The organism is Pseudomonas sp. RAC1, assembly GCF_030658255.1.
In the GTDB taxonomy this organism is placed as follows: Bacteria; Pseudomonadota; Gammaproteobacteria; order Pseudomonadales; family Pseudomonadaceae; genus Aquipseudomonas; species Aquipseudomonas boreofloridensis.
The window spans coordinates 39,336-62,769 of record NZ_JAUTXS020000037.1; the positions used below are offsets into that span (position 1 = coordinate 39,336).

Genomic DNA, 23,434 nt, shown 5'->3' on the forward strand with positions numbered 1-23,434 from the left:
GGATCATTCGCCATAAGTCTTCAGGTAGCGGCCATCGAGAAAGCGCTGGCTCAGCGCCAGGTAATCCGAGCGCTCCGATTGCGCCATGGTTTCAAAGAACAGCATTTCGCGAGTGATCAGTTCCACACCATGGCGGGCCATGCGCGAGAGCGCCACTTCGTGATCCAGGACGCTGCGCGACGATACCGCATCGACGACGACAGACACCTGATCACCGCGTGCCCGTAGCGCCAGTGCCGATTGCAGGATACAGACGTGGGTTTCCACGCCCGCGAAAATCCAGTGGTTGCCGGGCGTGGTAGTTCCAAAGACGTCGCACTCGCGTACATCGAGCACGTTGAAATGGCATTTGGAAAGCGTCGTGCAGGCACCCGCTGCCTTACGTAGCCGCGTCGGCAGCGCGCCTAGCTTTTCATGGCAGGTCAGTGTCACGGGCAGTTCGATTTCCTGGGCCAGTTCGGCCAGCCAGCAGCAATGCTCGAGCACGCGGCTGGCGTCCTGGATCATGGGCAACAGATCGACTTGCATGTTGTTGATGATCAGGGTCGTTTTACCATGGACACGGGAAGCGATCGAAGATGTCATGCAAAGCCTCATTGCAAGTAGTGGCGCATCACGCGCGGGGCGAGACGCTCGACGGCGCCCAGTTTTTCGGCGATGCGCAGCAGGCGCTGATCCAGATGGCGTATCAGTCTGGCGGACGGCGATTCAACGCCCATCAGATCCTTGACCAGCTCGAACTGAATTCGCGCACTGGTATTGGTGCCTTGATCGACCGAGGCGCCGAAGCGCTGGGCCAGCACCAGACCAGAGGTCAGAGCGCCTTCGTGACCGCCATAGGAGAAGTCCGTTCCGCAGTACCAGATACGGTCACGGCCCTGGATTTCCTGGATCAGTGAGCGCCGGTGCAGGTCGAGCGGTCGCAGCTTGGGCAGCTTCCACTGCTTGCGCAGGATTACCTTGGCTGGATCCAGCGCCATCTTCGGATCGAACGTCACATACAGCGGTGAGGACGAGGGCTCGAAGTGGGTAACCACGCGGGTCAGGGTGCCCCAGGCGTGGCTCGCCTGGTCTGGTGCGTGCGCAGCTTTGACGAAGACGCAATAGCTGTCGGGTGAGCCATGGGCGACCGCTGCGCTGTCGGTGTGCAGGATGGCCTCGACAGGAACGTATTCGTAAGCGCCGAGCAGGGCGGTCTGTTCCGGCGTGGGCGCTTCGATCATGCGCAGCGCCTGATCGGCGTGGGTGGCCATTATCACTTGGTCGAAATCCTCCGATCCGCCATGCGTGCTGACCTCCACGCCGCGCCCGTGCGACCGGACGGCCATCACTTGGGTATTCAGGCGTATGCCCGGGCCGAGCATGCGATGCATGATCTTCAGATACCCGTCGATACCGCCTTTGGCCTTGCGCCAGTAGGCAGGCGAGAAAAATGACAGCAGGTTCATGTTGAAGGAGACCGCGCAGTACACCAGGCTGTAATCCAGTGACGGGCCATTGCAGCCGGAGTACACGGTCAACAACGGGAGCAACGCCTGGTTGACGAAGCCAGTGTCGTAGCCCCGCTCCCTGACGAAATCTCCCACCGACCAGCTCTTGTAACGCTCCTGGTGCAGGCTGACCTCGACCATGTCCTGATGAAATTGATCGAAAGCCTGCCGCAGTGCCTGGTTCGATGCCTCAGTGGTCTGCTGGTTGCTCCACAGCACCGAGGCGTCGTCATTCAGGCAACTGAACGACAGGGGCGCGACGAACGTGTCCACATTGAGCGCCTTCAGATGCGCCATGAAGTTGGGGGCCAGCCGCTCCGTGAAATATTCAACCCCCATGTCGGCATGGATCAGCTTGCCTTCGTGCATCAGGGTATGGGTGAAGGCATGGCCGCCCAACTGCTCACCTGCCTCGTACAGTGTGACCTGGTGCAACGCGGCAAGATGCCAGGCAAGTGTCACGCCTGCGGCCCCGCCACCTACGATGGCGATTCGTTGTGGTTTCATCGAGATGCCTCCTTCGATGAGTGATGAGCGTCGATGGCTGCGATCAGGCGCGTAAGCACTTGGCCCGGGCCAGGTTCGACGAAGTCGAGGAGGGGATAACGCTGCCTCAGCGCTTGAACGGTCTGTAACCAGCGCACCGGGCTCGTTAGCTGGAAAACGATTTCCTCAAGCAGATGGGTGTCGGGTACCGGTCCACCCTGGGTAGTGGAGATCAACGGACAGCTCCCGGGACTGAACGTGAGTCGCTCCACATAGCGACTCAGCGCGACACGTGCGGTTTCCATGTACCGGGAATGAAATGCCCCGCTGACATTCAGCGGCACCGCACGCAAGCTGCGTCGTTGCAGATCCTGCGCCGCACGCTCGATAGCCTGGCTCGGCCCGCTGAGCACGGTTTGCTCAGGCCCGTTCACGTTGGCGATGTCCAGGCTGTCCAGCCCCAGTTCGAGCAGGAGCATTTCCAGACCCCGGGCATCGATTCCCAGCACCGCGAGCATCGCCCCGTCTCCGGCCGCCTTCATCAGTTGGCCGCGCTCGATGACGAGTTTCAGGGTGTCTGCGAAACCTAGTCGACCACTGGCATGAATGGCTCCAAACAACCCCAGACTATGACCGAGCATCAGGTCTGGGCGGCCGATATCGTGATCCTGACGCATGGCCTCGAAACTCATCGCGCTGACGATGAATACGGCAGGCTGGGTGAAGGCGGTGTCGGCAAGTCTGTCGGCATCCTGGAGCAACTCGGCCAACCGCAGGCCCAGCAGACTCTCGGCGATTTCGGTCATTTCGCCGAACCTGGGCAGCAACTCCAATCCCATGCCGGGGAACTGCGAGCCCTGACCAGGGAAGGCGATTGCTAATGTGCCCTGCCGTTCACAGTTCATGCAGCACCACCTTCGGGCGTGCAACAGGCTTCTGCGGTCGCGCCACGTCGTTGCTTGGGTTCAGTGAAACCAAACCTTGGATACGCAGGATCGGGCTCATGTCCTGGGCCAGAAACTCGAAATCATGCGTCACACTTCGTGCAGTCTTTTCGCGTCGCTGGCAGCGCACGTAGGTGATCGCCGCCTGGCACGCCAGTCGCTCGACCCTGTCGGCCATCCACGGTACCCAGGCCGGACCACCCTCCCCACTATCGAGCAGTAGCGCGGTCTGCAGACCGGCATCGATGATCGCGGGCGACAATGGCAGCGTGAAACTGCGTGCGGGCAACAGACTGGCCAGCACCTTGTCCTCGCCCACCCAGGCCCAGCGCAGCAGGCGTAGCGAGTCGCCGTAACGATAGCCCTTACGGGCGAATGTCTGGTAGATCACGGTGCGCTGCAGATAATGTCCCGAGTCGAGCGTCCAAGGCTGCTGCTCGTGGCTGCGCTGCGCCAGCGGGGAGGCACTGGCGACGGTCGCACCGGCGATGGTGACCGCAAGCCGCCCCGCGACCTGCTCTGTCGCAACGCGCTCGAATGACTGTGCGCGGGCCTCGAATCGCACATCCATCAGCCCATCGACTGATGAGTCGGCCAACAGGCGTGCCAGGTAGTAACCTGCCGGTACTATCGCCTCTGCGTCGATGTTGTGGTCGGCCAGCAAGGTGTCCAGGCTGTCGAACCCCGATTCCCTGGCGTGCACCCAAAGTGGCGTGCCGTCGAAACAATACGGGGGCAGTTCGAGCGGTTCAGCGGCTGCGAACACTGCGTGCCAATCCGGCAGGGCACCCTGCAGGTAGGCCAGCCGGGTACTCTCCAGATCCATCTCCTGCTGTACGCCTGGACTGGACATCGAGTTCATCGTGCCTGCATCGCAACCCTCCAGCGCGGTGCTGTATCCCTCAGCTCGCAGGTCTGCCAGTGGCTGTGCCAACTGGCGGCGCAGATCTGGCGCTGAGTCGCTGCACACGGCCAATCGATGGCGCAGGTGATCACGCTGATGGGCAAGGCCGGCGGCCAGGCGCGGCAGGGGTGCATCGGTGTGCTCCAACCATTGCAACAGCGCGATACGCGAAGCATCCAACGCCTGGACGCTATGGGCCGACAACACGATGAGCTGTGTCGCCGAGGTCGGGGGGCTCGCCGGTCTCGACGCTCGGCTCGCAGAGCTGAGCAGGACGTGTGCGTTGGCACCGCCGGCGCCAAAGGAGGACAACGCCGCGCGATAGGGTTGGTTATCGCGGGCAGGCCAAGGCCTGGTGTGGCGATTGACCATCAGACCGCTGGCCTGCGTTTCCAGCAACGGATTGGCCGGGTGGGCATGCAGTGATGGGAGCAGAGTACGGTGGCGCATCTGCAGCAGGATCTTCATTGCCCCGGCCAGTCCGGCTGCCGACTCCAAATGGCCGATGTGGCCTTTGATCGAGCCGATAGGCAGACGCGAGTCTTCTGTGCGCCCCTCGCCAAGTACCGCTGCCAGGCCCTTGAACTCGATCGGATCGCCCAACGCGGTGCCTGTGCCATGTGCCTCGACGTAATCAAGCTGGGAGGGAGCCCACCCGGCCTTGTCCAGGGCCTCGCGGATCAGCCGGGACTGCGCCTGCGGGTTGGGTGCGCTGTATCCGTTGGCTTTGCCTCCGGCATTCAGTGCCGATGCGGCTATCACAGCGTAGAGCGGGTCGCCATCCGCCAGAGCCTGGTCGAGCGGTTTGAGTAGCATGGCGCACACGCCTTCTCCGTCGACGAAACCGTCGGCGCCATCGCCGAACGGTCGGCACACGCCCTCCGGTGAGAGCATGTGCAGACGGCACAGGTCGTCGTACTGCCGTGGGTGGGCAATCACGTTCACGCCTCCGACCAGAGCCATGTCGCAGTCCCCAAGGCGCAACGCATTGACCGCCGTATGCAAGGCTGTCAGAGAGGCAGAGCAGGCGGTGTCGACCGCCATGCTCGGGCCGTTGAGATCGAAGTGGTAGGAGACCCGATTGGCGATCGACCAATGCAGTGACGTCGGCCTGGGGCCGTCGCTGTCGATCGGTGTCAAGTTGGCATAACCGGTATTCATTACGCCAACATAGACCCCGGTTCGACTTCCTTTGAGTCGCGAGGCTGGATGAGCCCCATGCAGGAAGGTCTGGTACGCGGTTTCCAGGAACAGGCGCTCCTGAGGATCCATCAGCGTGGCGTCCATTGGCGTGATGTTGAAGAAACCATGATCGAAGCGATCAACATCGCTGAGAAAGGCTCCACTGCGGGCGTAGGTCGGTGCTTGCATCTGCGCCAGGGGCCAACGGGCAGGCGGTACCGGAGTGCTCAGCGGCCTATCTTGCTGCAGCAGTTCCCAGAGCTGGTTGGCATCCTCGGCGCCCGGAAAACGCCCGCTATAGCCGATGATGGCAATGGCTTGCGCAGAGGGTTCGCTGTGCAGCTCAGCGGGCTGTGGCTGCTGTCCAGCCGCAGGGGGCACCTGATCCGCCGATGTCGCCTCGGCCTGCGCGGTCACGGCGTGCTGACTCAGGTGGGCAGCCAGTTGCGCAATGCTTGGGTATTCGAACAGCAAGGTTGCAGGTAGGTAGCCGTAACGCGCCTGTAATGGCTTGATCAACTCCAGACTGATCAGCGAATCGATGCCATAGCTGGCGAACGCAGCGTCATCCTGGAGTTCGTCGAGGGACATGTGCATGACATTGGCGATGCTTTCACGCACGAAATGCCAAGTGTCCGACTCCACGCCCGGCTGCATGACATCTGCAGCCGGCGCGTGGGCGCTGTTGTCCGCCGACAGGAAAGCCTCTGGGTGATACTGCTCCAGATAACGGGTCAGATCGGCGAGCGTGGGGTACTCGAAGAACAACGTGGCGGGCACATATCCGACTTTCTCCTTGAAGGGCTTGACCAACTCAAGCGCAATCAGCGAGTCGATCCCATAGTCTTTCAGTGCTCGCGAGGGATCGAGGTCGGAAGGGTTCAAATGCATGACCGAGGCAATCGCATCCCGTGCGAATGCCATCGCGGCGCTCGAGCGCGGCTCGTCGATTTCCGAGGCTGCTACATTCGACACCTGGCTGGCGCTGGCTAGAGAGGCTTCGGCGGGTGCGGCTGGCGAGGCAATTTCAGGCACGCAGGCGACGATCAGTCCTTGCGTCTGATTGCCATGGTGCAAGGTGTGCTCGAAGCCGGTTTCGAGCAACAGTCGCTGCCAAGTAGCAACGTCGAGCAACGGGCTTCCTTCTATTCGCTCGGGGCCTGTGTTGAGCCACCAACCCTTGGTCAGGCCAAAGGTCAAGGTTGCATAGTGCTGCAGTGCCGTGACCTCGTTAAGCACTACCAGGCCGCCTGGACGCAGTGCGCGACGGATGTTGCGCAATGACTCGCGGATGTCGCGAGTGGCGTGGATCACGTTGGTCGCCAGCACGATGTCGAATGCGCCAGACCATTGTGGTGGCTGCTCCACATTGTAGATGCAGGCCTCGAAGCAGGGTTGCTCGAAGGTCTTGCGTGCCCGGTTGATGAACGACAGAGACAGATCGGTGAAGCAGTATCGGCCCAGCCGATGCCCCACGCGCGCCATCACCTGTTCGGTAGTGCTGCCTGTACCTGCGCCGATCTCGAGTACGCGAAGCGGCTGTTCGGTGCTGTCAGCCAGACGCTCGACGATGGTTGCCATGGTCTGGTTGTAGTAATCGGCCACGGGGTTGTTGCGATAAACCCCTTCGACCCGGTCGAAGCTGCCATGGGGAAACAGCACTTCCAATGGATCGGTCTGCCCTCGCAGGATCGAGGCGAAGTCGGCCATACAGGCATCCAGCAGATCAAGATGCGCACGCAGATGTGCAAAGCGCTGCAACAAGCTGTGGCGATCCAGTGCCTGGGGCGCATCCTCTATGGCCCTGAGGGCCTGGGCCAGTGTCTGGTGCTGCGTAGCGATTTCGCTGGGAATGCCGACGCGATAGATGGCGCGACGGGCGTAGTCATCCAGCGCGACGCTGGCCTGCTCGTTGTGCCTGACCCATGCGGCCTGATCGTCGAACGGGGGAACCACGCTTTGCAGTTTATCGACTGGGGCACCGGCTGGGTTGTGGGCGCGTTCAAAGCCCATGGCCTGCAACGCCTGTGCGTTGGCCTTGAGCACCATCACCTGACGCTGCTCGCTGCCAATCAAGGCTTCGAGGGTGGCGATGCCGTCTTCGGCTTCGAGCGAGCCAACCCCAACCTTTTCCATGCGCTCCCGGTAATAAGACGAAGCCACCGCACCCACACTGCCCCAGTACCCCCAGTTGACGATCTTCGCGGGGATCTGGAAGGTCTCGTCAAGCAAGGCAGCCATGGCATCCTTGACCGCGCAGGCGGCCGTATAGGCGCCTTGACCAGGGTTGGCGAGGTGGGACTGGATTGAGGAAAAGAACAGCACGAAATCTACCGGATGCTGACGCAGGGCCTGAATCAACCCATAGGTGCCCAGCAGCTTGGGCCGCAGATTACGTTCGAGCTGGGCAGGCTGCAGGGTGTCCAGGGTCTGGTCGTGCAGGTCCATCGCAGAGTGAATCACTGCGTCGAACGGGCCGTGCGCCTCGAAAACGCTCTCCAGCGCGTTGGGCTCGCTGATGTCGCATGGGCTGTGACTCATCAGCTCATGCAGCTTGAAGTCAGGTACGGAACGCGAGACCAGATGTACCCGCGCCTGATAGTGCTCCACCAGATAGCTGGCAAGCATCTGCCCCAGCCCTCCGGTCCCCCCCAGCACCAGGTAGTGCCCACCTTTGCGCAGAGCCAGGCCCGACCTGCTGCGGTCCAACGCGGCCCGCTTGAAGTGGCGAATGGCATAGCCGGTCTGGGTAATGTGAATGGGCGTTGCACGATTAGTCGGGGAAACATGGCTGAACGCGCGCTGCAAGGTGGCTGCAGCGAAATCGCACAGGCTGAAAACATTGATGCTCAGGTGGGGATATTCACGGCTGGCGGTCTGGGCCAGCCCCAGGCAGGTCGCATCCAACGGATAGCGCACATCCTGGCCAGGAGGGCCTGGCAGTGCCCGGCACGCGATCACATCGACGCGCGCGCGGGGCAAACGGCTCAGGGTCTTGAGCAGATTCAGCAGCGCCACCGTCACCGACGTTTGCGCCCCTTTGGCCCAAGGGCTACGCACGATTATTGCGTAATGATCACCCGGTTGCAGATCAAGCGGCGCCTCGGAGAAGAGGCGCACCCTCTGCTCACCCAACAACTCGGCCATTTCCTCGGCCAGCGACGGCTGCGTTGCTGGTACCAGAATCCAGTCGGGCACCGATGCCTGGGGCGAATGCGCGTCCGTGATGAGATGCCAGTCAGGCTCGAAGAGGCTAAGGCCCGGTGTTTCAGCGTTGCGGTTCATGCACGTCCCCCACAATGTTCCCGGAATAAGGCTTGATACCCAGATCCACGAACTGCGCGATCACTTGAAAACGGTCATCGCAGAGCAGTATCTGGGTCCTGAAGTCGCTGGTCTTTTCGGTCAAGGCGTAGTAGCTGCCGGCTGGGCAATCCAGAGGCCCACTCCAGAGCAGTGCGCCAAGGGTGAATGGCAATACGGGCGTGCTGCGGCTTTCCAGGGTCAAGGCCAGGCCCGATTGCAATGCACCGTCGAGCAATCCCCATTGCTGGATCGGTTCGGTGCCATGGCAGGTCAGCCGGGCGCAGGCGAGCGGCCCTTGCCGATCAACCCAGCTAACGCTGCGAAAATCCCTGCTGTACTGGATTCCCAAGGCATCGAATGCCGCGTATAGCCGCGTTGCATCGATGCGTCGCGCAGTTGGCAAGTGACCCTGGGCCTCGCGCAGGCGCTGCAATGCCTGGCTGGCGGGAGCCAGGCATTGCCGGTCGATCAAGCGCATGCCGCTGACCAACGACGTGTCGGCTGACAGCAACTTGAACGTGCCATCTTCCGCATGTGCCAGTTCGAGCCGGGTATCGGCCGCCGATTGCCTTAGCGGTGCGCGCCAGGTGATATCGACCAGGCTCCTGTGCAGCGTGTCGCGGCGGTCGATGCGTAACGCCCAGTACAGTGCGCATACGCCGGGTAGCACACCGTGGTGGTTTACCTGATGGTCCTGGAAGACCGGGTGGCATGAGGTCAGCACCGAGGGGAGGTCTTTGCCGGGCTTCAAGTCCGGCTGCGAGATAGCCGGCAGCGGGTAGCGATGGCTCTCGTCGAAGCGATAGGTAGGCAGGCGCACAGGTGCTGTCGAGGCGTCGAACAGTGAAGGATCGAGCGCGCCGCCCTGCAGGTAGGCGTTTGCAGCCTGCAACAGCGTGCGCTCCTCGATTGCAGGCAGGGGCTGATCCTCGATGATGCAGTCCAGCGCCTGGCGCAAATGCTCCAGATCATGCATGGCCACGGCAACACGTGAAGCCATGTGGGTACGGTGCAACCCGAGGGTCTTGGCAATCGCTCCCAGGCTTGCCTCAGGGTGCCCCGCCAACCAGACTTTCAGTGCCTGGGCCTGGCGCTTGAGTGCTGGCCCGTCGAATCCCGAGAGCACCACGAGGCTGGGAGCGTAATCTGGCGTGTGTTCCAGGCTGGCAGCCGGTGAGGGAGCGTTTTGCACCACTGCATGCGCGCCGGCACCTCCAAAACCATAGCTGCTGACCCCAGCCTGGCGAACATCACCTCGCTTGGGCCAGCCCTGGTTGCCTGCGTTGCTCAGTGCAGCGCCCTCGAATTTCACCCGTCGGTTATCGGGGCCTCGATCTGGATTGGCCGGCACCACCGCTTCGGTGACGACCTTGACCGCCTTGATCAGACCGAATAGTCCGGCGGCAGCTTCGAGATGGCCGAAGGCCGCTTTGGACGTGCCGAGCCAGATCGGTGCCTCATCTGGGGCCTGCATGCTGACCACTGCGCGACTGATACCTTCAGCCTCGATGGGGTCGCCTAGACGTGTGCCTGTACCATGAGTCTCGATGAATCCGACACATGCAGTGCCGCCCAGGGAGCGGTAGATACTGGCGATGATGTCGGCCTGGGCGCTGGCGCTCGGCGCAGTCAGGGATGCGGAGCGTCCGCAATGACCGTCCTCGACCGCGGCCAGCAGCGCACAAGGCGCCAGACCGGGCGTCCGGTCTTCCAGGCGGCACAACAGCACGGCAAAAACGCCTTCGCCCCTGACATAGCCGTTCGCAGCCTCGGCAAACGGAGAGCAAACACCGTTCGGTGAGAGGAACTGCCCTGCACGCAGGGCCTCATCAGTGCGTGCATCGATCAGTAGATTGACCGCACCTACGAACGCCATGTCGCAACGGCCCTGCTGCAGATCGGACGCAGCTCGGGCGAGCACGGTCAGACCGCTGGAGCAGGCCGAATCGATAGTCAGCGATGGGCCGCGCCAGTCGAACTGGTACGACAGCCGGTTAGCCAGGATGCTCGCAGAGGTGCCAGTCATGTCATAGGCATGGGCCGTCTTTTGCCGCGCCGACACAACGGCGGCGTATTCGCACCCGGTGGCGGCGATGTAGCAGCCCACGCGCGCGCCGCGATAGTCGTCGAGAACCAGTCCGGCATCTTCGAATGTCCGCCAGCACTCTTGCAGCAGCAGGCGTTGGCGCGGATCCATATGCGCTGCCTCGACGGCAGAGATGCCGAAAAAAGCGGCATCGAAGCTATCGATGTCATGCAGGTAGCCACCCGGCAAGGTGCTCGGCAGATCGGTTCTGATGCAGGGTGCGATGCAATTTCGCTGCTCCAGCATCGCTTGCCAAAGCTCATCGATGTTCAGCCCGGCCGGGCCGACGCCTGCCATCCCGAGGATCGCCAGCGGCGCGACCGCAGGCCGCATCGACGGTTCGCGATGGGCAAGGGTGCCGGGCGTCTCGGCATGCAAGGCGTTGGCGATAGCGTTGAGACTGCTGAGTTCGTAAAAGCGATGCGGTGCGATATCCACTGCGAGTTCGCGCTGCAGGCGCTCGGCCAGCAAGTTGAAGCCGATTGAGTCGATACCGGCTGCAACCAGGGACTGATTGGGGTCTTTGACCTCCACACCCAGTGTTTCGACAATCACTCGACGCAGCTCGGTGATGCCTTGCGAATCGCTGCCATGGCCTGGAGCTGTCGCTTGCTCGGGTGACTGACGAGCCAGCGTCGATAAGTCGGCCTGCATCAGCCTGCGCATATCGAGCTTGCCGTTGGGGGTATGCGGCCATCGGTCCACGACGACATAGCGTGACGGACACCGATGCTCGGGCAACCGGGAAGCGATCTGTGTGCGCAGCGTTTCTACATCGTATGGACGGCCCTGGGCCGGGCGAATGAATGCACACAGGTGGGCGACAGGCTCCTCACGCACGACGCAGCAAGGCTCCACATCGGGGGCAAGCCGTCTGATCAATGCTTCAGTCTCGGACAACTCCACGCGGTGGCCACGTATTTTGACCTGGGAGTCCAGCCGCCCTAAGTAGTCGATACGTTGATCGCCCCAGGCCACGGCGCGGTCGCCGGTGCGGTAGGCGCGCGTCTGCTGCTCTGCAACTCGCTCGATGAAGCTGTGCTGTTGGGTCGGCGGCAGATAACCCGCCCCGACCAAGGACCCACTGATCACCAGTTCGCCAGGAACACCCAGGGCAATCGGCTGCAACTGAGCGTCCAGCACTTGCAGGCCGGTATTGTCCAGCGGATACCCGATGCTGAGCGGCATGCCGCGGGTAACGTGCTGACAACTGGCCCAGATGGTGGCCTCGGTGGGGCCATAGACATGAAACAACGTATGGCCCGCTGCCAGAACCCAGTCCGCCAGTTCCGGGCTCAGACGCTCGCCGCCGCACAGCAGGGTGATGGGACGGCGTGCCTGCCAGTTGGAATCTTTCAGCAGACGCAGGCTGGAAGGCGTGAGCTGCAGGATCTCGATCCGATCACGCTCCAGACGCTCGATCAGTTGCCGGCCACTCCGTCGCACAGGGTCGTCGGCCATCACGATGCAACCCAGGCTGCACAGCGGCAGCAGTGCTTCGAGCAGGGAGATGTCGAAGCTGATCGGCGTCAGCGCGAGCCAGCGTGCCCCCGGATAGCAGAAAGGCATGGCCGCCATGGCCGTCAGGAAGGCTGCCAGATTTTCGCGGCCAATCTGGATGCCCTTGGGGGTGCCAGTACTGCCTGAGGAGAACATCTGGTAGGCAATGGGATCGATGCCCTGCGAGGGCAACGCAGAGGTTACTGTCTCGGGTATCACCTGCATGTCGACCTCGAGCAGGGAAACCTGAGGTAGCGCGTGGACAAGGCGGGCTCGGGTGGAGCGGTCGCACAGCACGTAGCCGATTTGAGTTCGGGCGATCAGGTCGCTCAGGGCATCATCAGGCAGGCTGGTCTCAAGTGGCGTGAAGCGCACACCCTGCTTTAGCGCTGCCAGCATGGCGATCGGCAGCCAACGATTACGACCGGTGCAAATGCCGACTTGGCTGCCCCCGGCTTGCGCCAGGCATGCAACGGTAGCCTCGATACTGCGGCGCAGTGAGCCGTAGTCAAGCTCACCCTCGTCGTCAATCAGCGCAATACGCTCGGCATCGGCCTGCTCCAGTGCATACAGCACCTGCTCCAGCGAAATGGGCGGGATGCTTGGGCCTTGCTCACCGCGCTCTGGGCGTTGCAGTGGCGCCAGCGCTGCCAGAGGCCGCTGCGTATCGTCGAGCAGGTCGTGCAGGCTGTGTTGGAACTGTTCGCCGAACTGCGCGAACCAGCGTGACGTACTGCGTTGCTGGCTGGCTTCCAGGCGCACCTGCAGATACCCTTCGGCCATTGAGCAGACCGCTGCCAGATCGTAGGGGCCTCCGGGACGAGGCAAGGCACGAATCTCGCACACTTCGCCCAGCCTTGGTGCGCTCGGTGTCAACAGGCCAGGCGATTCATTGATGACGACATTGCCCGCGTTCGCGACCGGGAACTGGGCCAGCAGCTCGGCCCACGGTGTGTGCTGCCCCGGCCGGATACGTCGACGTGTTTCGCCTATGCGCTGCAACAGCTCGCGTGCATCTGAACAGGCATCCACGTCGACAGGCAGAGGAACCAGGTTGCTGCAGGTTCCTGCGTCAGGGCCGCCAGGTACTTGCACCGTATGGCACAGCATGACCTTGGCATCCTGCTCCCACGCCTTCAGGTAGCGCGCCAGGGTCAGCGCCATCGCCGCGCAGGTCAGGCGAAATCCGCTGGTTTGCAGGGCACTGCACCGATCGGGAGTCGCCTGCTTGAATGCCAGAGTGATTGCCCTGACCTGACCTGATCGCGGGCCAGAAGCCGGAGGCATCATCGGCAGTGGCTGCTCCAGGGCGTAACCGGCCAACAGCTCGTTCCAGAAACCTGGGGGCACAGGGGGGCGAGGGCTGGCTGCGGGGCAAGGCGCCAGCGTGACGCGAGCGTAGCCGTCGCTCAGGGCTGCCATGAAGCGCTGCACACCTACGCCGTCCATCACCAAGTGACTGAAGACGCAGTCCAGATAGCGCTGGCCGTCATCCAGTGTCTGCAGGACGAAGCGATAGAGCCTTGAACGGTTCTGCGCCAGGGACTGCAAGGGTTGTGCATGACTACCGTACTCCAGCACTTCAGGGCTCAGGGCAAGACGCTTGCTCAACAACGTGCCATCGCGGAGCAAGAACGTATTGCGCAGGCTGGCGAAAGGTCCGGCCAGCAGTTGATGCAGGGCGTCACCCAGAAGCGCTACATCCACCGACGGTGCCAGTGCCAAGCGGTAGCTCAATACCAGTCCCGGATCGTCGGCATGCGCCTGGCCGCGGCGCCAGATCAGTGCTTCTTCTGCAGTGGCAGGACGGCAATCGGCAATGAGGGTATCCATTCATGCTACCTGCGTGACGTCGGCTGAGGGATTGCTGGCGCGCAACCAGTCGAGCAACGTTCGGTTGACGAGCGACGCGTGTGTCAAAGGCGAGAAGTGGCCGGCATCGGCGATCTCGAAGAAGCGCGCCTGTTCGAGGCGCTGCAGCGGCATCACGCACTGCGGCTGGATCACGTTGTCCTGGGCACCATGGATGACCAGCAGCGGTACATTCAGGGCTACCAAGGCCTCGCGAATGTCGAATGTGCTCAGCGCCTGGATATAGGCCCCCAGGCTCCTGAGGTTCAGGCCAGCACCGATACGCGAAGCGACGCTGCCGTTACCGGGCAGAATCTGGTCGAAGAGTTCGCCGCGCCCCTCCAGCTCACTTTGCGCCTGCAGGGTGTCTTCCAGAATCGTCTCACCGAACCACGGCGCCGCGCTGATCACTGTGACAGGCCCTACGCAGGGCGAATGTTCGAGCGCAGCGCGCAAGGCCACGCAGCCCCCAAGCGACCAGCCGATGCACGGGACCGGCTGGCCAGTCAGCGCCAGTTCCTCGCACAACTGCACCAGTTGTGCAGCGATCCTGCCCAGATCGATGTCTGGATTGTCGGACTGCCTGCCGTCATGCAGAGGCAATTCGACAATGCAAGGGTTCCAGCCATGGCGACGCAGCATGGGCAATTGCTGCACCCAGATTCGAGGTGCGGCATTGAGTGGGCTGACCAACAGCACAGGCGGCAGCTCGCTGGGTTGATCCAGCACGGTCAGACCACTGCGCGTTTGACGCAGGCGCATACCCAATGGCAGCGCCTTCGTCGTGCTCGTATCGGCAACTGGGGCCGACGGCGCTGCAGGCTCGATCAATGCCGCCAACTCGGCCAGCGTGCCGGCAGCGAAGGCGTGTTCGACAGCTATCTTTCGGCTTCCTTGCTGAAATGGGGCCAGTAGTTGCAGAGCTGTCAGCGAATCGAGTCCGAGGCTGGAAAGAGGGGCTTGGCTATCGACTTCCTCGAGCTGATAGCCGCATAGCTGGGCCACGCGCTGTCGCAGTTCCTCCAGAACACTGACCGCCCCACCCGCGTTATCCTCCACGGTCGCCTTGCTTGGCAGGCCTGGCCAGAACACGCGACGGGCAAAGGGATAAGGAGGGACATGGATGGCCTGGGATGCACCGACACGGGTCGGCATGCCTTGCAGCCAGCGAGCAGCGACGCCGTCAGCTCGTCCAGCGCTGGCGGGCAACTCTTGGTAGGTGCGGGCGATCACGACCCCTGCCGGGGTGGAGTGCCCCCATCGAGCCAGCGCCTCGACAACCTGCTCGGTCTGCTCTGCGCAGACCACTGCCCGGACGGCCTGAGGTGTTCTGGCCGCGCAACTGGCACCGAGTTGTGCGTAGGAGAGAGTGCCTTGAGCGAGGCACCGTGCCAGTGATCGTGCGGCTCTTTGCAGCCCTGCCTCATCGGCGGCGCTGAGACACAAACCGTCGACCTCGGTCTGTGCAGTGCTTGCGTGGCTTGGCTTGTGCAACAGCACATGAGCGTTCACCCCGGTGAAGCCGAACGCACTTATGGCGATGCCGGCACCGGGTGGCAGGGCATGGGCCGTGTGCTGGTATGGCACGGGGGTGAAATGGTCCCAGTTCGACGATACGGATGGGCTCAGCAGCGGCCCGGGTAACTGCTGCCGGTTCAGGACCAGCAGCGCCTTGAGTACGCTCAGCAGCCCGGAGCTGACCAGGGCATGGCCGAAGATCGCCTTGTTCGCCCCAAGGTAATGCGGCCCTCCTCCCTCGAGCTGTCCGTAGGTCTGCGACAACGCCTTGGCTTCGAGCGGGTCCCCTACTGGAGTGCCGGTTCCATGGGTCTCGACCAGGGCTATGGACTCAGGCCCGCGCCCACCCTGTCGCCGCGCATCGTCCCAGGCGGCACGGATGACCTCGGCTTGACCGCTCACACTCGGCGACATCAGGCCATTGCTGCGACCATCGTGGCCAACCGCACTGCCATCGAGCTGGGCAAGTATCGCCAGCCCCAGGCGCTGAGCCACGTCCTGGGTCGTCAACACTAACGCGCCGGCGCCCTCGGCTGGGGCGAACCCGTCAGCGTGCTCGGCAAACGCCAGGCAGTGCCCTGAAGCTGACAGTACCTGGCTTGCCTGCGCCAGACGAAAGACCTCGTCGGTACAGAACAGCGTCGCAGCACAGACAATAGCGGCATCGCACTGGCCGCTGCGTAACGCCATGGCCGCCTGATGCAGCGCAACCAGAGAAGATGAACAGGCCGTGTCGATTGAAAGTACCGGTCCGGGCAGATCGAAACAGTAGGCGATACGGCCGGCCAGGGCGGAGAACGCGTTGCCGGTGAACGCTGCGGCACTGATCGCCTGCTCGCTGTGTGCGCTGAGCACCTGCCGGTAGTCGCCCGGCAGCCCAGTGGCGAATACCCCGCAACGCAGTGTCTTGAGTTCGGCCAGGGTCAGCCCGCTGCATTCTATGGCATGCCAAGCCTGCTCCAGGGACAGCCGTTGCTGGGGGTCAACGCAGATCGACTCTTTGGGCGAAAGATGGAAGAAGCCATTGTCGAAGGCGTCGATGTCCTGCAGAAACCCACCCTTGAAGTTCCCGGTTCGCCTGTGCTCACCCGTCACGCCAGTTTGTGGCTTGCCACTCTCGAGTACTGCCCACAGTTCGTCGAGCGATGCAGCACCAGGAAAACGACCGGCGGCACCCACGATCACCGGTGTGCGCCCTGCCTCGCTGCGAGGGCGTTCCTGTGCCGGTGTGTGCGTGCCAGACGATGGCTCTGTGCGCGCTTGGAGCAGCTTCGATAGCGCGCGCAGCGAGGCCGCCTCGAACAGGTCAGCAGCGCGGCAAGGCACTGCGAAACGCTGGGCAATGGCCTTGGCCAACTGCGCTGCGAGGATCGAGTCGACGCCGCGTTCGATGTAGGGCTCATCCGCGTCGAGCAGCTCGGCTTCGAGCAATGCGTCAGCGAACATTTTCTGCAAGGCCGATAACGATAGTGCGGCAGGGTGGGTCATGAGGCCTCCAGATCTGCGGCGGTTTCGAACCAGTAAGGTTTGCTGTCGAAGGCATAGCCAGGCAGCGAAATGCGTCTGCCGGAACCCTTCAGATAAAGGCGTCTGAGCGTGTCGTGCCCCTGCAGATAAGTGGCCGCAAGCTCGGAGGCGCTGCTCTCGTGCAACTCGGGGAGTGGCCTGTCGTCATCCTGGCCTCTGAGCGCCTGAGGCTCGACGCAGTGCATCGCAGCGCTGCTCAGGCGCTCGATCAGCGAGGGCAGGTCCGTGACGCTGACCACCAGTCGGTGCTCGTAGCTGTCGCGACCTGTCGCCAGCGTCCGGGCTACATCTGCCAGGGCCAGGTGCGGATTGCTGCGCAGATACTCGATCAATTCATCGCGCATGCGCTCCAGAGAGGCTCGGGTCTTGGCGGAAAGACCCACCAGGTGCAGTTGCCCGGGCTGTACCGTGGCTTGCGGCCTCGGCGCATCGGCCTGGGTCAGCACCACATGGGCATTGGTGCCGCCGAAGCCAAAGGAGCTGATACCCGCGACACGGTCGTCCGACCGCCAGGGCTGCTTGTCGGTGAGCAGTGAGAAAGGTGTGTTGTGCAGATCGATTTCACGATTCTGCTCACGGAAGTTCAAGTTGCCCGGTAGCCAGCCGGTCTCTATTGCCTTGATGACCTTGACCAGCGCGGGTACTGCTGCTGCAGGCTCCAGATGGCCGGTGTTGGTCTTGACCGCTCCAACCCGCACACTGGCGGGCGGCTTTGCGGGGGCCTGTTTGGCGATAAAGGCACTCAGGGCCTGCAGCTCTATCGGATCGCCAAGACGTGTCCCGGTACCGTGGGCCTCAATGTAGCCCAGACGCGCGGCCAGTTCGGGCGTGTACGCCGCCAGCAACAGATCACATTGGGCGTTCGGGTTGGGGGAAGTCAGTGAATTGGCACGCCCCCCATGATTGACCTGGCTGGAGACGATCCGCGCCCTGATGTTATCGCCATCGCGGACCGCATCGGCGTAGCGCTTGACGAGGAAGGCGCCGCAGCCCTCCCCCCGTACATAACCATCAGCCGCTTCGTCGAATGTGGCGCAACGCGCGCTCGCGGACAACACGCCCATGCTGGCTGCCGCGTGGGTGACGACAGGATCGATCATCAAGCTGACGCCACCACACAGCACCGTATCGCACTCGTGCTCCTGCAGCGCCTTGATGCCACGGTGCAAGGCAACCAGTGTCGATGAGCAAGCGGTGTCGACCGTTTCGCTGGGGCCACTGAAGCCGAATTGATAGGACACGCGATTGGACAGCATCGCGTGAGCGTTGCCGGTGGCGGCGAAGGGGTGTTTCGAGCGCCCCCACTGTTGCAGCAATACCTGATAGTCGTTGAATTGCACGCCTGCGAAGACACCGGTACGGCTGATGTCTGCTGGCCGATAACCCGCGTCGAGACAGGCGTTGTAAGCCGTTTGCAAGAACAATCGATGCTGAGGATCCATCAGCATCGCTTCGCGTGCCGAAAGCCCGAAGAAGCGCGCATCGAAATGTTCGATATCCCGCACCGCGCCGCCGTAGAGGTTCTCCTCTGGCCAGCGGGCCATGGGCACGATGGCGCTTCGCCCTTGCAGCAGCGAGTTCCAGAACGCCTCGACGGTGTCGCCACCCGGCAAGATGGCAGCCATGCCGATGATGGCATAGCCACTAAGCGCTTCAGCGGCACGGTCGATTTCGGCTGGCCTGCTGGAGGCCGCGCCTTGTACTTCGCCCGCCCGTTGGCTGTCCAAGTAGCGGATCAATTGAGTCGGTGTGTTATAGCGAAACAGGGCACTGGCGGCCATTGGCACCGAAAACCGGGCTTGCACGTTTCTAGCCAGCTCTTGCAGACCGACCGAGTCGAGGCCCATTTCCCCCCAACGCGCCTCAGGATCAATCCTTTGCGCGGGGATGGCGGTGAGTGCCTCGAGTAACTCATCCAAGGCCTCATGCAGTGCAGCAGGCGAGGCTGATTGTCCAGCGGGTTCACCTGTGCCGTCCTGCCGAGGTGATTCGAGCAACCGTTCGGTCATGCGCCGGGGGTCACCGCTGAGCACCGTTACCGCATACACGTCTGCGGCCAGCGCTGAAGGTAATCGCAGGACCAGATCCACGCCCGCACTCATTGCGAGGGGCGCGAGCCCGGTGTCATGGACCATGAACTGCAGCGTCTGGGTATCGACTTGCATGCCGGTGTCTTGCCAGAGCGGCCAGCCAACACTGAGGCTGCGGCCATGGCGCTGCCCATGCGCCACGGCGCGGCTACGGCTCTGGGCGAAACCGTCCAGCCAAGCGTTGGCGTAGGCGTAATCGGCCTGCCCGGCGTTGCCAAATGCCGCTGCAATCGAAGAGAACAGCATGAACAGATCCAAGGGCGCAGAGCCGATCGCTTCGTCCAGAGCCAGAGTGACCTCGACCTTGCTGCGCGCGACTTGCTCGAAGTCTTCGCGCGTCTTGCTGGCCAGGGCCCCATCGCGCAGGACACCGCTTGCGATCAGCACGCCATCGAGCGGGGCCAGCCGGGCAAGTAACGTCCTGGCTACCCCCGCCTGCGCCAGATCAGCGCTGTAGTAGCGAACCGCTCCCCCCTGCGTACTCATCTGTTGACACTCATGCTCGATTTGCGCGCTTTCCGGTCGGCGTCCGACCAGGCTGACCTGCGCACCGAACTCGCTCGCCAGACGACGAGCGACCGCTTGGCCGATTCCCCCCAGGCCTCCGGCAATCAGATAGTGTCCGCCCCGACGCCATATCGGCGAGTGGGCGTCTTTCAAGCGTGTGGGACGCCATTGCAGGCGCTGACTCCGCGCGTCCTGCAGGCGTTCGTGCAGGTGGCCGCTGGTCGGTATCGCGGCGACGCGCGCCAAGACCTGCTGGAGAACATCGGGCTGCGCCAGCGAACCGTAGACGTGCAGTGACAAAACGCCCAGCTGTGGCTGCTCCTTGCAAAGACTGCGCAGTAAACCGAGAAGACCTACCTGGGCATCCGGCTCGCCCGCCAGGCAGACCATTAATGATCTTGGCCCCTGCAAACGCGCAACGGCCTGAAACAGTGCCCAGTGCAAGGTGCGCCGGGCAGGTTCGTCGTCGATAGCGGTGTTCGGCGCGCCTCCCAGGGCAATCACGATCAAATGCTCTGGCGGTATGTCTTCGAGCAAGCGCTGCCAGTCTTGGACGAGCGCGCTGCAGCACGTAGCACCGCCGGACGCCGCTGGCGGCTCGAGCACCAGGGTTCGATGTCCATGCCCCCGCAGTTGTCGATCCAGCTCCGGCTCGACAATCAGGGTCAAGGGGCTGCTCAGTGGTCGCGTTGCCTCCGATGCCGAGGACACGAAGTCCGCAACTGCGAGTATCAGCCCGGTGTCGGTGTCGGTGTCGGTGTCGGTGTCGAGTATTGGATTCGGGCGCTGAGGCTCAGGTGATTCGCGAAGTTCGTCGGCCCACAGCGGCACTTTCTCGAAGGGATAGCCCGGTAGGTCGAGCATCTTTCCAGGTGGGTTGTAGTGTCGCCAGTCAATGCTCTCCCCAGCCAGGAAGCGCTTGGCAGCCTGCTCGAGCTGGGCGCTGACGCTCACCTGGCGTGCCGTCGAAGACGCCAACGCCTCGGCCAGACCGTCCAGATCGGTGACCAGCGCGCAAAACCTGTAGCGCATTGCCGGGCGCGCCACGCTCAGCGTGTAGGCAACGTCCGCCAGGCGCAGCCCCTGCTGCTTGCGCAGATCATCGAGGAGGGTGGCCTTGAGCGTGTTCAACGATGCTTCGCTTTGCGCACTGATGGCCACTGCCATGGGGACGCCGTCGTATTGCGCTGCTTCACTCATCTGCGGCGGTATGAACTCGCCCACGATCACATGGGCGTTGGCACCACCAGCCCCAAACCCGCTCAGGCCGGCGTAGCGACGCTGGCCGTCGAGTGTGCTCCAGGGCACGAGCTCGGTCTGCGGACGGACCGTCCCCTCGCCGTCGGGTATCAAGGGGTTGGCGATGTCGCAGCCGATCGTCGGGGCCAACGCCCGGTGACGAAGTTGCAACACGATCTTGGCCAGCCCCGCCAAGCCAGCGGCAGGCTCCAGGTGACCGATGTTGCTTTTGATCGAACCGACGGCGCAGCGCCCGTCAGCTCGCGCCCCATAGATGCCATTGAGCGCCTCGATCTCGATAGGGTCACCCAGGCGCGTGCCCGTGCCGTGTGCCTCGACGTAAGTGATGTCGTGCGCCTTGAGACCGGCATCACGTAGCGCGGCCTCGATGACCTTGGTTTGCGCTGCTGCCGAGGGAACGGTAAATCCGCTGCTGCGCCCGCCTGCGTTCACCGCGCTGCCATGAATGACCGCATGGATGCGTGCGCCGGCTTCGAGTGCATCCTGCAGGGGCTGCAGAACGAACACCACGTGCCCTTCGCCAGGAACGTAGCCGTCTGCCTGGGCACCGAAGGTATGACAGCGGCCCGTCGGGCTAAGGAATTTGCCCTGACTGAGCACTCGATATTTATGCGGGCTGACCATGATATTGGCCGCACCCACGATGGCCTGCCGGCATTCGCCACGGCGCAGGGCTGCGATGGCCAGATGCAGGGCTGTCAGTGACCCGGAGCACATGGTGTCCAGGGTCAGTGATGGCCCACGGAAGTCGAAGTGATAGGAGATTCGGTTGGCCTGGGCCGAAAACGAGGTGTCGATGGGGAGGGGCGCAGTCAGTTGCTGGTAGTGTCCGTACATCGCCGCAATGAAGACCCCCACATCCGGAGTCGGCGCAGCAAAGAAACCCGAGTTTTCCAGCGCATGGTGAGTGCTCTGCAGCAGCTTGCGTTCGGCAGGATCCATGCGTTCTGCAGCTTTGAACGTGGTGTGGAAGAACAGTGGATCGAACATCTCCACATCATCGATGAAGCCGCCATGGCGGGCGTAGCTGCGACCGCTGGCGTTGGCGTCGCTGTCATAGAATGCACGCCAATCCCAGCGCTGCGATGGAACGGGGCGCACGGCCAGCCGTGCCTCGGCCAGTAACGGCCACAGTTCTTCCATGCTGGCGGCCCCGGGAAAGCTCCCCGCCATACCGACGATGGCGATATCCTCCGGCCGCCAGTGCGACTCGTCCTGGGGCCGAACGCGCGTTGGTGGCTCGGCAGCTCGCGAGCGGGCCTCGGGAGCAGGCTTGGGGGTCATTCTGGGTTCGGGCTGAGGCGCAATAGTTGCAACGCGAGCCTCGATATAGTCCGACAGGCTCGAAATACTCGGATGCTCGAAGAGAATGGAGCGAGGGATCCGAGTGAGCACGCCGGACTCGGCCAAGCGCCGTTCGATCTCAGCGGCGATGCTGATGGCTGCAACCGAATCAGCGCCGTGATCCAGCACATTCTCTGCGTCTGCAAGGCTTTCCAGGCCAGTGAATTTGGCAATGGCCTGGCGTACCAGCAGCTTTGTATCCAGCGCTGGCTCACGACTGGCTGTCGCTGCACCGCCTCCGGCCGCGTCTAGCTCAACCAGATTGCCTGCGTAGATCACTGCGCCTGCGCAGCGCTCGGCGAGCAGTTTTTCCATCGCAACCAAGGCCTGATCCGGGGCCATGGGTAACAGTTGCCCACGATCTTGGCCCATCGTCATACCGCTAACATCCCAGATGCCCCAGCCCAGGGTTGACCAGCCGGGATGGTCTTGCCGGCATTGACGCTCGGCCAAAGCATGCAGATAGGCATTGGCCGCTGCGTAGGCTGTCTGTCCTGCCAGGCCAACCGTTGCCGATAGTGAGCCGAACATCACCACGCGGCTTATCGTCATCTCACGCTGTAGCTGGGCTAGGGCGAGAGCAGGCGCGATCTTGGCCTGCATGACCCTTTCCAGGGAAGAGGTCGGCTGAGACTGGAAAAGACCATCTTCCAGATGGCCGGCAAGGTGAAAGACCGTCCCCACCTGGCCATAGCGCTCATGGAGCGCCGAAAGCGTTTGTCGCAGGCTTTCGACGTCGGTTGCATCGCCTTGGAAGTAACCTTTGCACCCCAGTGCTTTCAGACGCAACCGTCGTTCATCGCTCAAGCTCGAGCGCCCCATGGCGTAAACCGCTTGCTGGCCGGCCATATGCGCCAGCAAGTGTTGCCCGATGCCACCCAAACCGCCAATGATCAACACCGGGCCGTCCTGGGTCCCGGTCCCAGCAGCACGTTCCGGCGCTTGTTCTCGCAAGTGAGCTACGAGGCGCTTGCCCTCCTCGACCCGCAGGCGTCGAAGCCCTTCCTGCTGCGCCAGTCCGCTGACTGCCAGTGCCTGTGCCAGGCCCTCATCGCTTTCCAGCCAGGTGTGGGTCAGTTGTTCGGTCTCACAGCGCAGCGATTGCAACAGGCCATGTACTGCAGCGGCATCGGGATTGGCAACACGGCTGAAAAGCATCAGCTTCAGGGGCATGTCCTTCGCCAGCAATGCGCAGATGATGCGATGAACCGACTCGAACTGGCTGTTCGATAGCTGCCATTGGCCAGAGGTCTCGACGTCGGCTACAGGCAGCAACACCGTATCGCCCGCCGCAATAGCGCTGCCTGCGATCTGATCGGCATTGATCGCCACGAAGTCGTCGAGGTTATCGTCGTATTGGTCAGTGGCTACCACCCGCCATGTCTTGCCGGTAGCGCCAGGGCCGGAAGGCTCGGCGGACCATACGATTTTCGCGGTGT

7 protein-coding genes are annotated in these 23,434 nt (G+C 62.8%); all 7 read right to left on the reverse strand.

Going from position 1 to position 23,434, the window contains the following annotated elements:
- Nucleotides 1–3: 3 nt before the first annotated feature.
- From Q7C30_RS15930 to Q7C30_RS15960, 7 genes are read right to left on the reverse strand one after another with little or no spacing between them, the layout of a single operon-like run.
- Complete coding sequence (locus Q7C30_RS15930; RefSeq protein ID WP_317872085.1) at nucleotides 4–585, reverse strand: isochorismatase family protein; 582 nt, start codon at nucleotides 583–585, stop codon at nucleotides 4–6.
- 8 nt (nucleotides 586–593) lie between these two features.
- Nucleotides 594–1,997, reverse strand: a complete 1,404-nt coding sequence (locus tag Q7C30_RS15935; protein ID WP_317872086.1) for an FAD-dependent oxidoreductase — start codon at nucleotides 1,995–1,997, stop codon at nucleotides 594–596.
- Nucleotides 1,994–2,881, reverse strand: a complete 888-nt coding sequence (locus Q7C30_RS15940) for an ACP S-malonyltransferase (protein WP_317872087.1) — start codon at nucleotides 2,879–2,881, stop codon at nucleotides 1,994–1,996. Before Q7C30_RS15940 ends, Q7C30_RS15935 begins: the two co-directional genes overlap by 4 nt.
- A complete protein-coding gene (locus Q7C30_RS15945) occupies nucleotides 2,871–8,291 on the reverse strand; it encodes a beta-ketoacyl synthase N-terminal-like domain-containing protein (RefSeq protein ID WP_317872088.1) in 5,421 nt (1,806 codons plus the stop codon). Before Q7C30_RS15945 ends, Q7C30_RS15940 begins: the two co-directional genes overlap by 11 nt.
- Nucleotides 8,275–13,731: a beta-ketoacyl synthase N-terminal-like domain-containing protein gene (locus tag Q7C30_RS15950; protein WP_317872089.1), complete on the reverse strand. Its 5,457-nt coding sequence runs from the start codon at nucleotides 13,729–13,731 to the stop codon at nucleotides 8,275–8,277. Before Q7C30_RS15950 ends, Q7C30_RS15945 begins: the two co-directional genes overlap by 17 nt.
- Complete coding sequence (locus Q7C30_RS15955) at nucleotides 13,732–16,755, reverse strand: alpha/beta fold hydrolase (protein WP_317872090.1); 3,024 nt, start codon at nucleotides 16,753–16,755, stop codon at nucleotides 13,732–13,734. It abuts the gene before it with no gap.
- Nucleotides 16,752–23,369: an SDR family NAD(P)-dependent oxidoreductase gene (locus Q7C30_RS15960; RefSeq protein WP_317872091.1), complete on the reverse strand. Its 6,618-nt coding sequence runs from the start codon at nucleotides 23,367–23,369 to the stop codon at nucleotides 16,752–16,754. Before Q7C30_RS15960 ends, Q7C30_RS15955 begins: the two co-directional genes overlap by 4 nt.
- Nucleotides 23,370–23,434: the final 65 nt, after the last annotated feature.

Bases quoted from the DNA above. Each gene is read 5' to 3' on its own strand.
- Q7C30_RS15930 (WP_317872085.1), bottom strand. From the start codon at position 585: ATGACATCTTCGATCGCTTCCCGTGTCCATGGTAAAACGACCCTGATC.
- Q7C30_RS15935 (WP_317872086.1), bottom strand. From the start codon at position 1,997: ATGAAACCACAACGAATCGCCATCGTAGGTGGCGGGGCCGCAGGCGTG.
- Q7C30_RS15940 (WP_317872087.1), bottom strand. From the start codon at position 2,881: ATGAACTGTGAACGGCAGGGCACATTAGCAATCGCCTTCCCTGGTCAG.
- Q7C30_RS15945 (WP_317872088.1), bottom strand. From the start codon at position 8,291: ATGAACCGCAACGCTGAAACACCGGGCCTTAGCCTCTTCGAGCCTGAC.
- Q7C30_RS15950 (WP_317872089.1), bottom strand. From the start codon at position 13,731: ATGGATACCCTCATTGCCGATTGCCGTCCTGCCACTGCAGAAGAAGCA.
- Q7C30_RS15955 (WP_317872090.1), bottom strand. From the start codon at position 16,755: ATGACCCACCCTGCCGCACTATCGTTATCGGCCTTGCAGAAAATGTTC.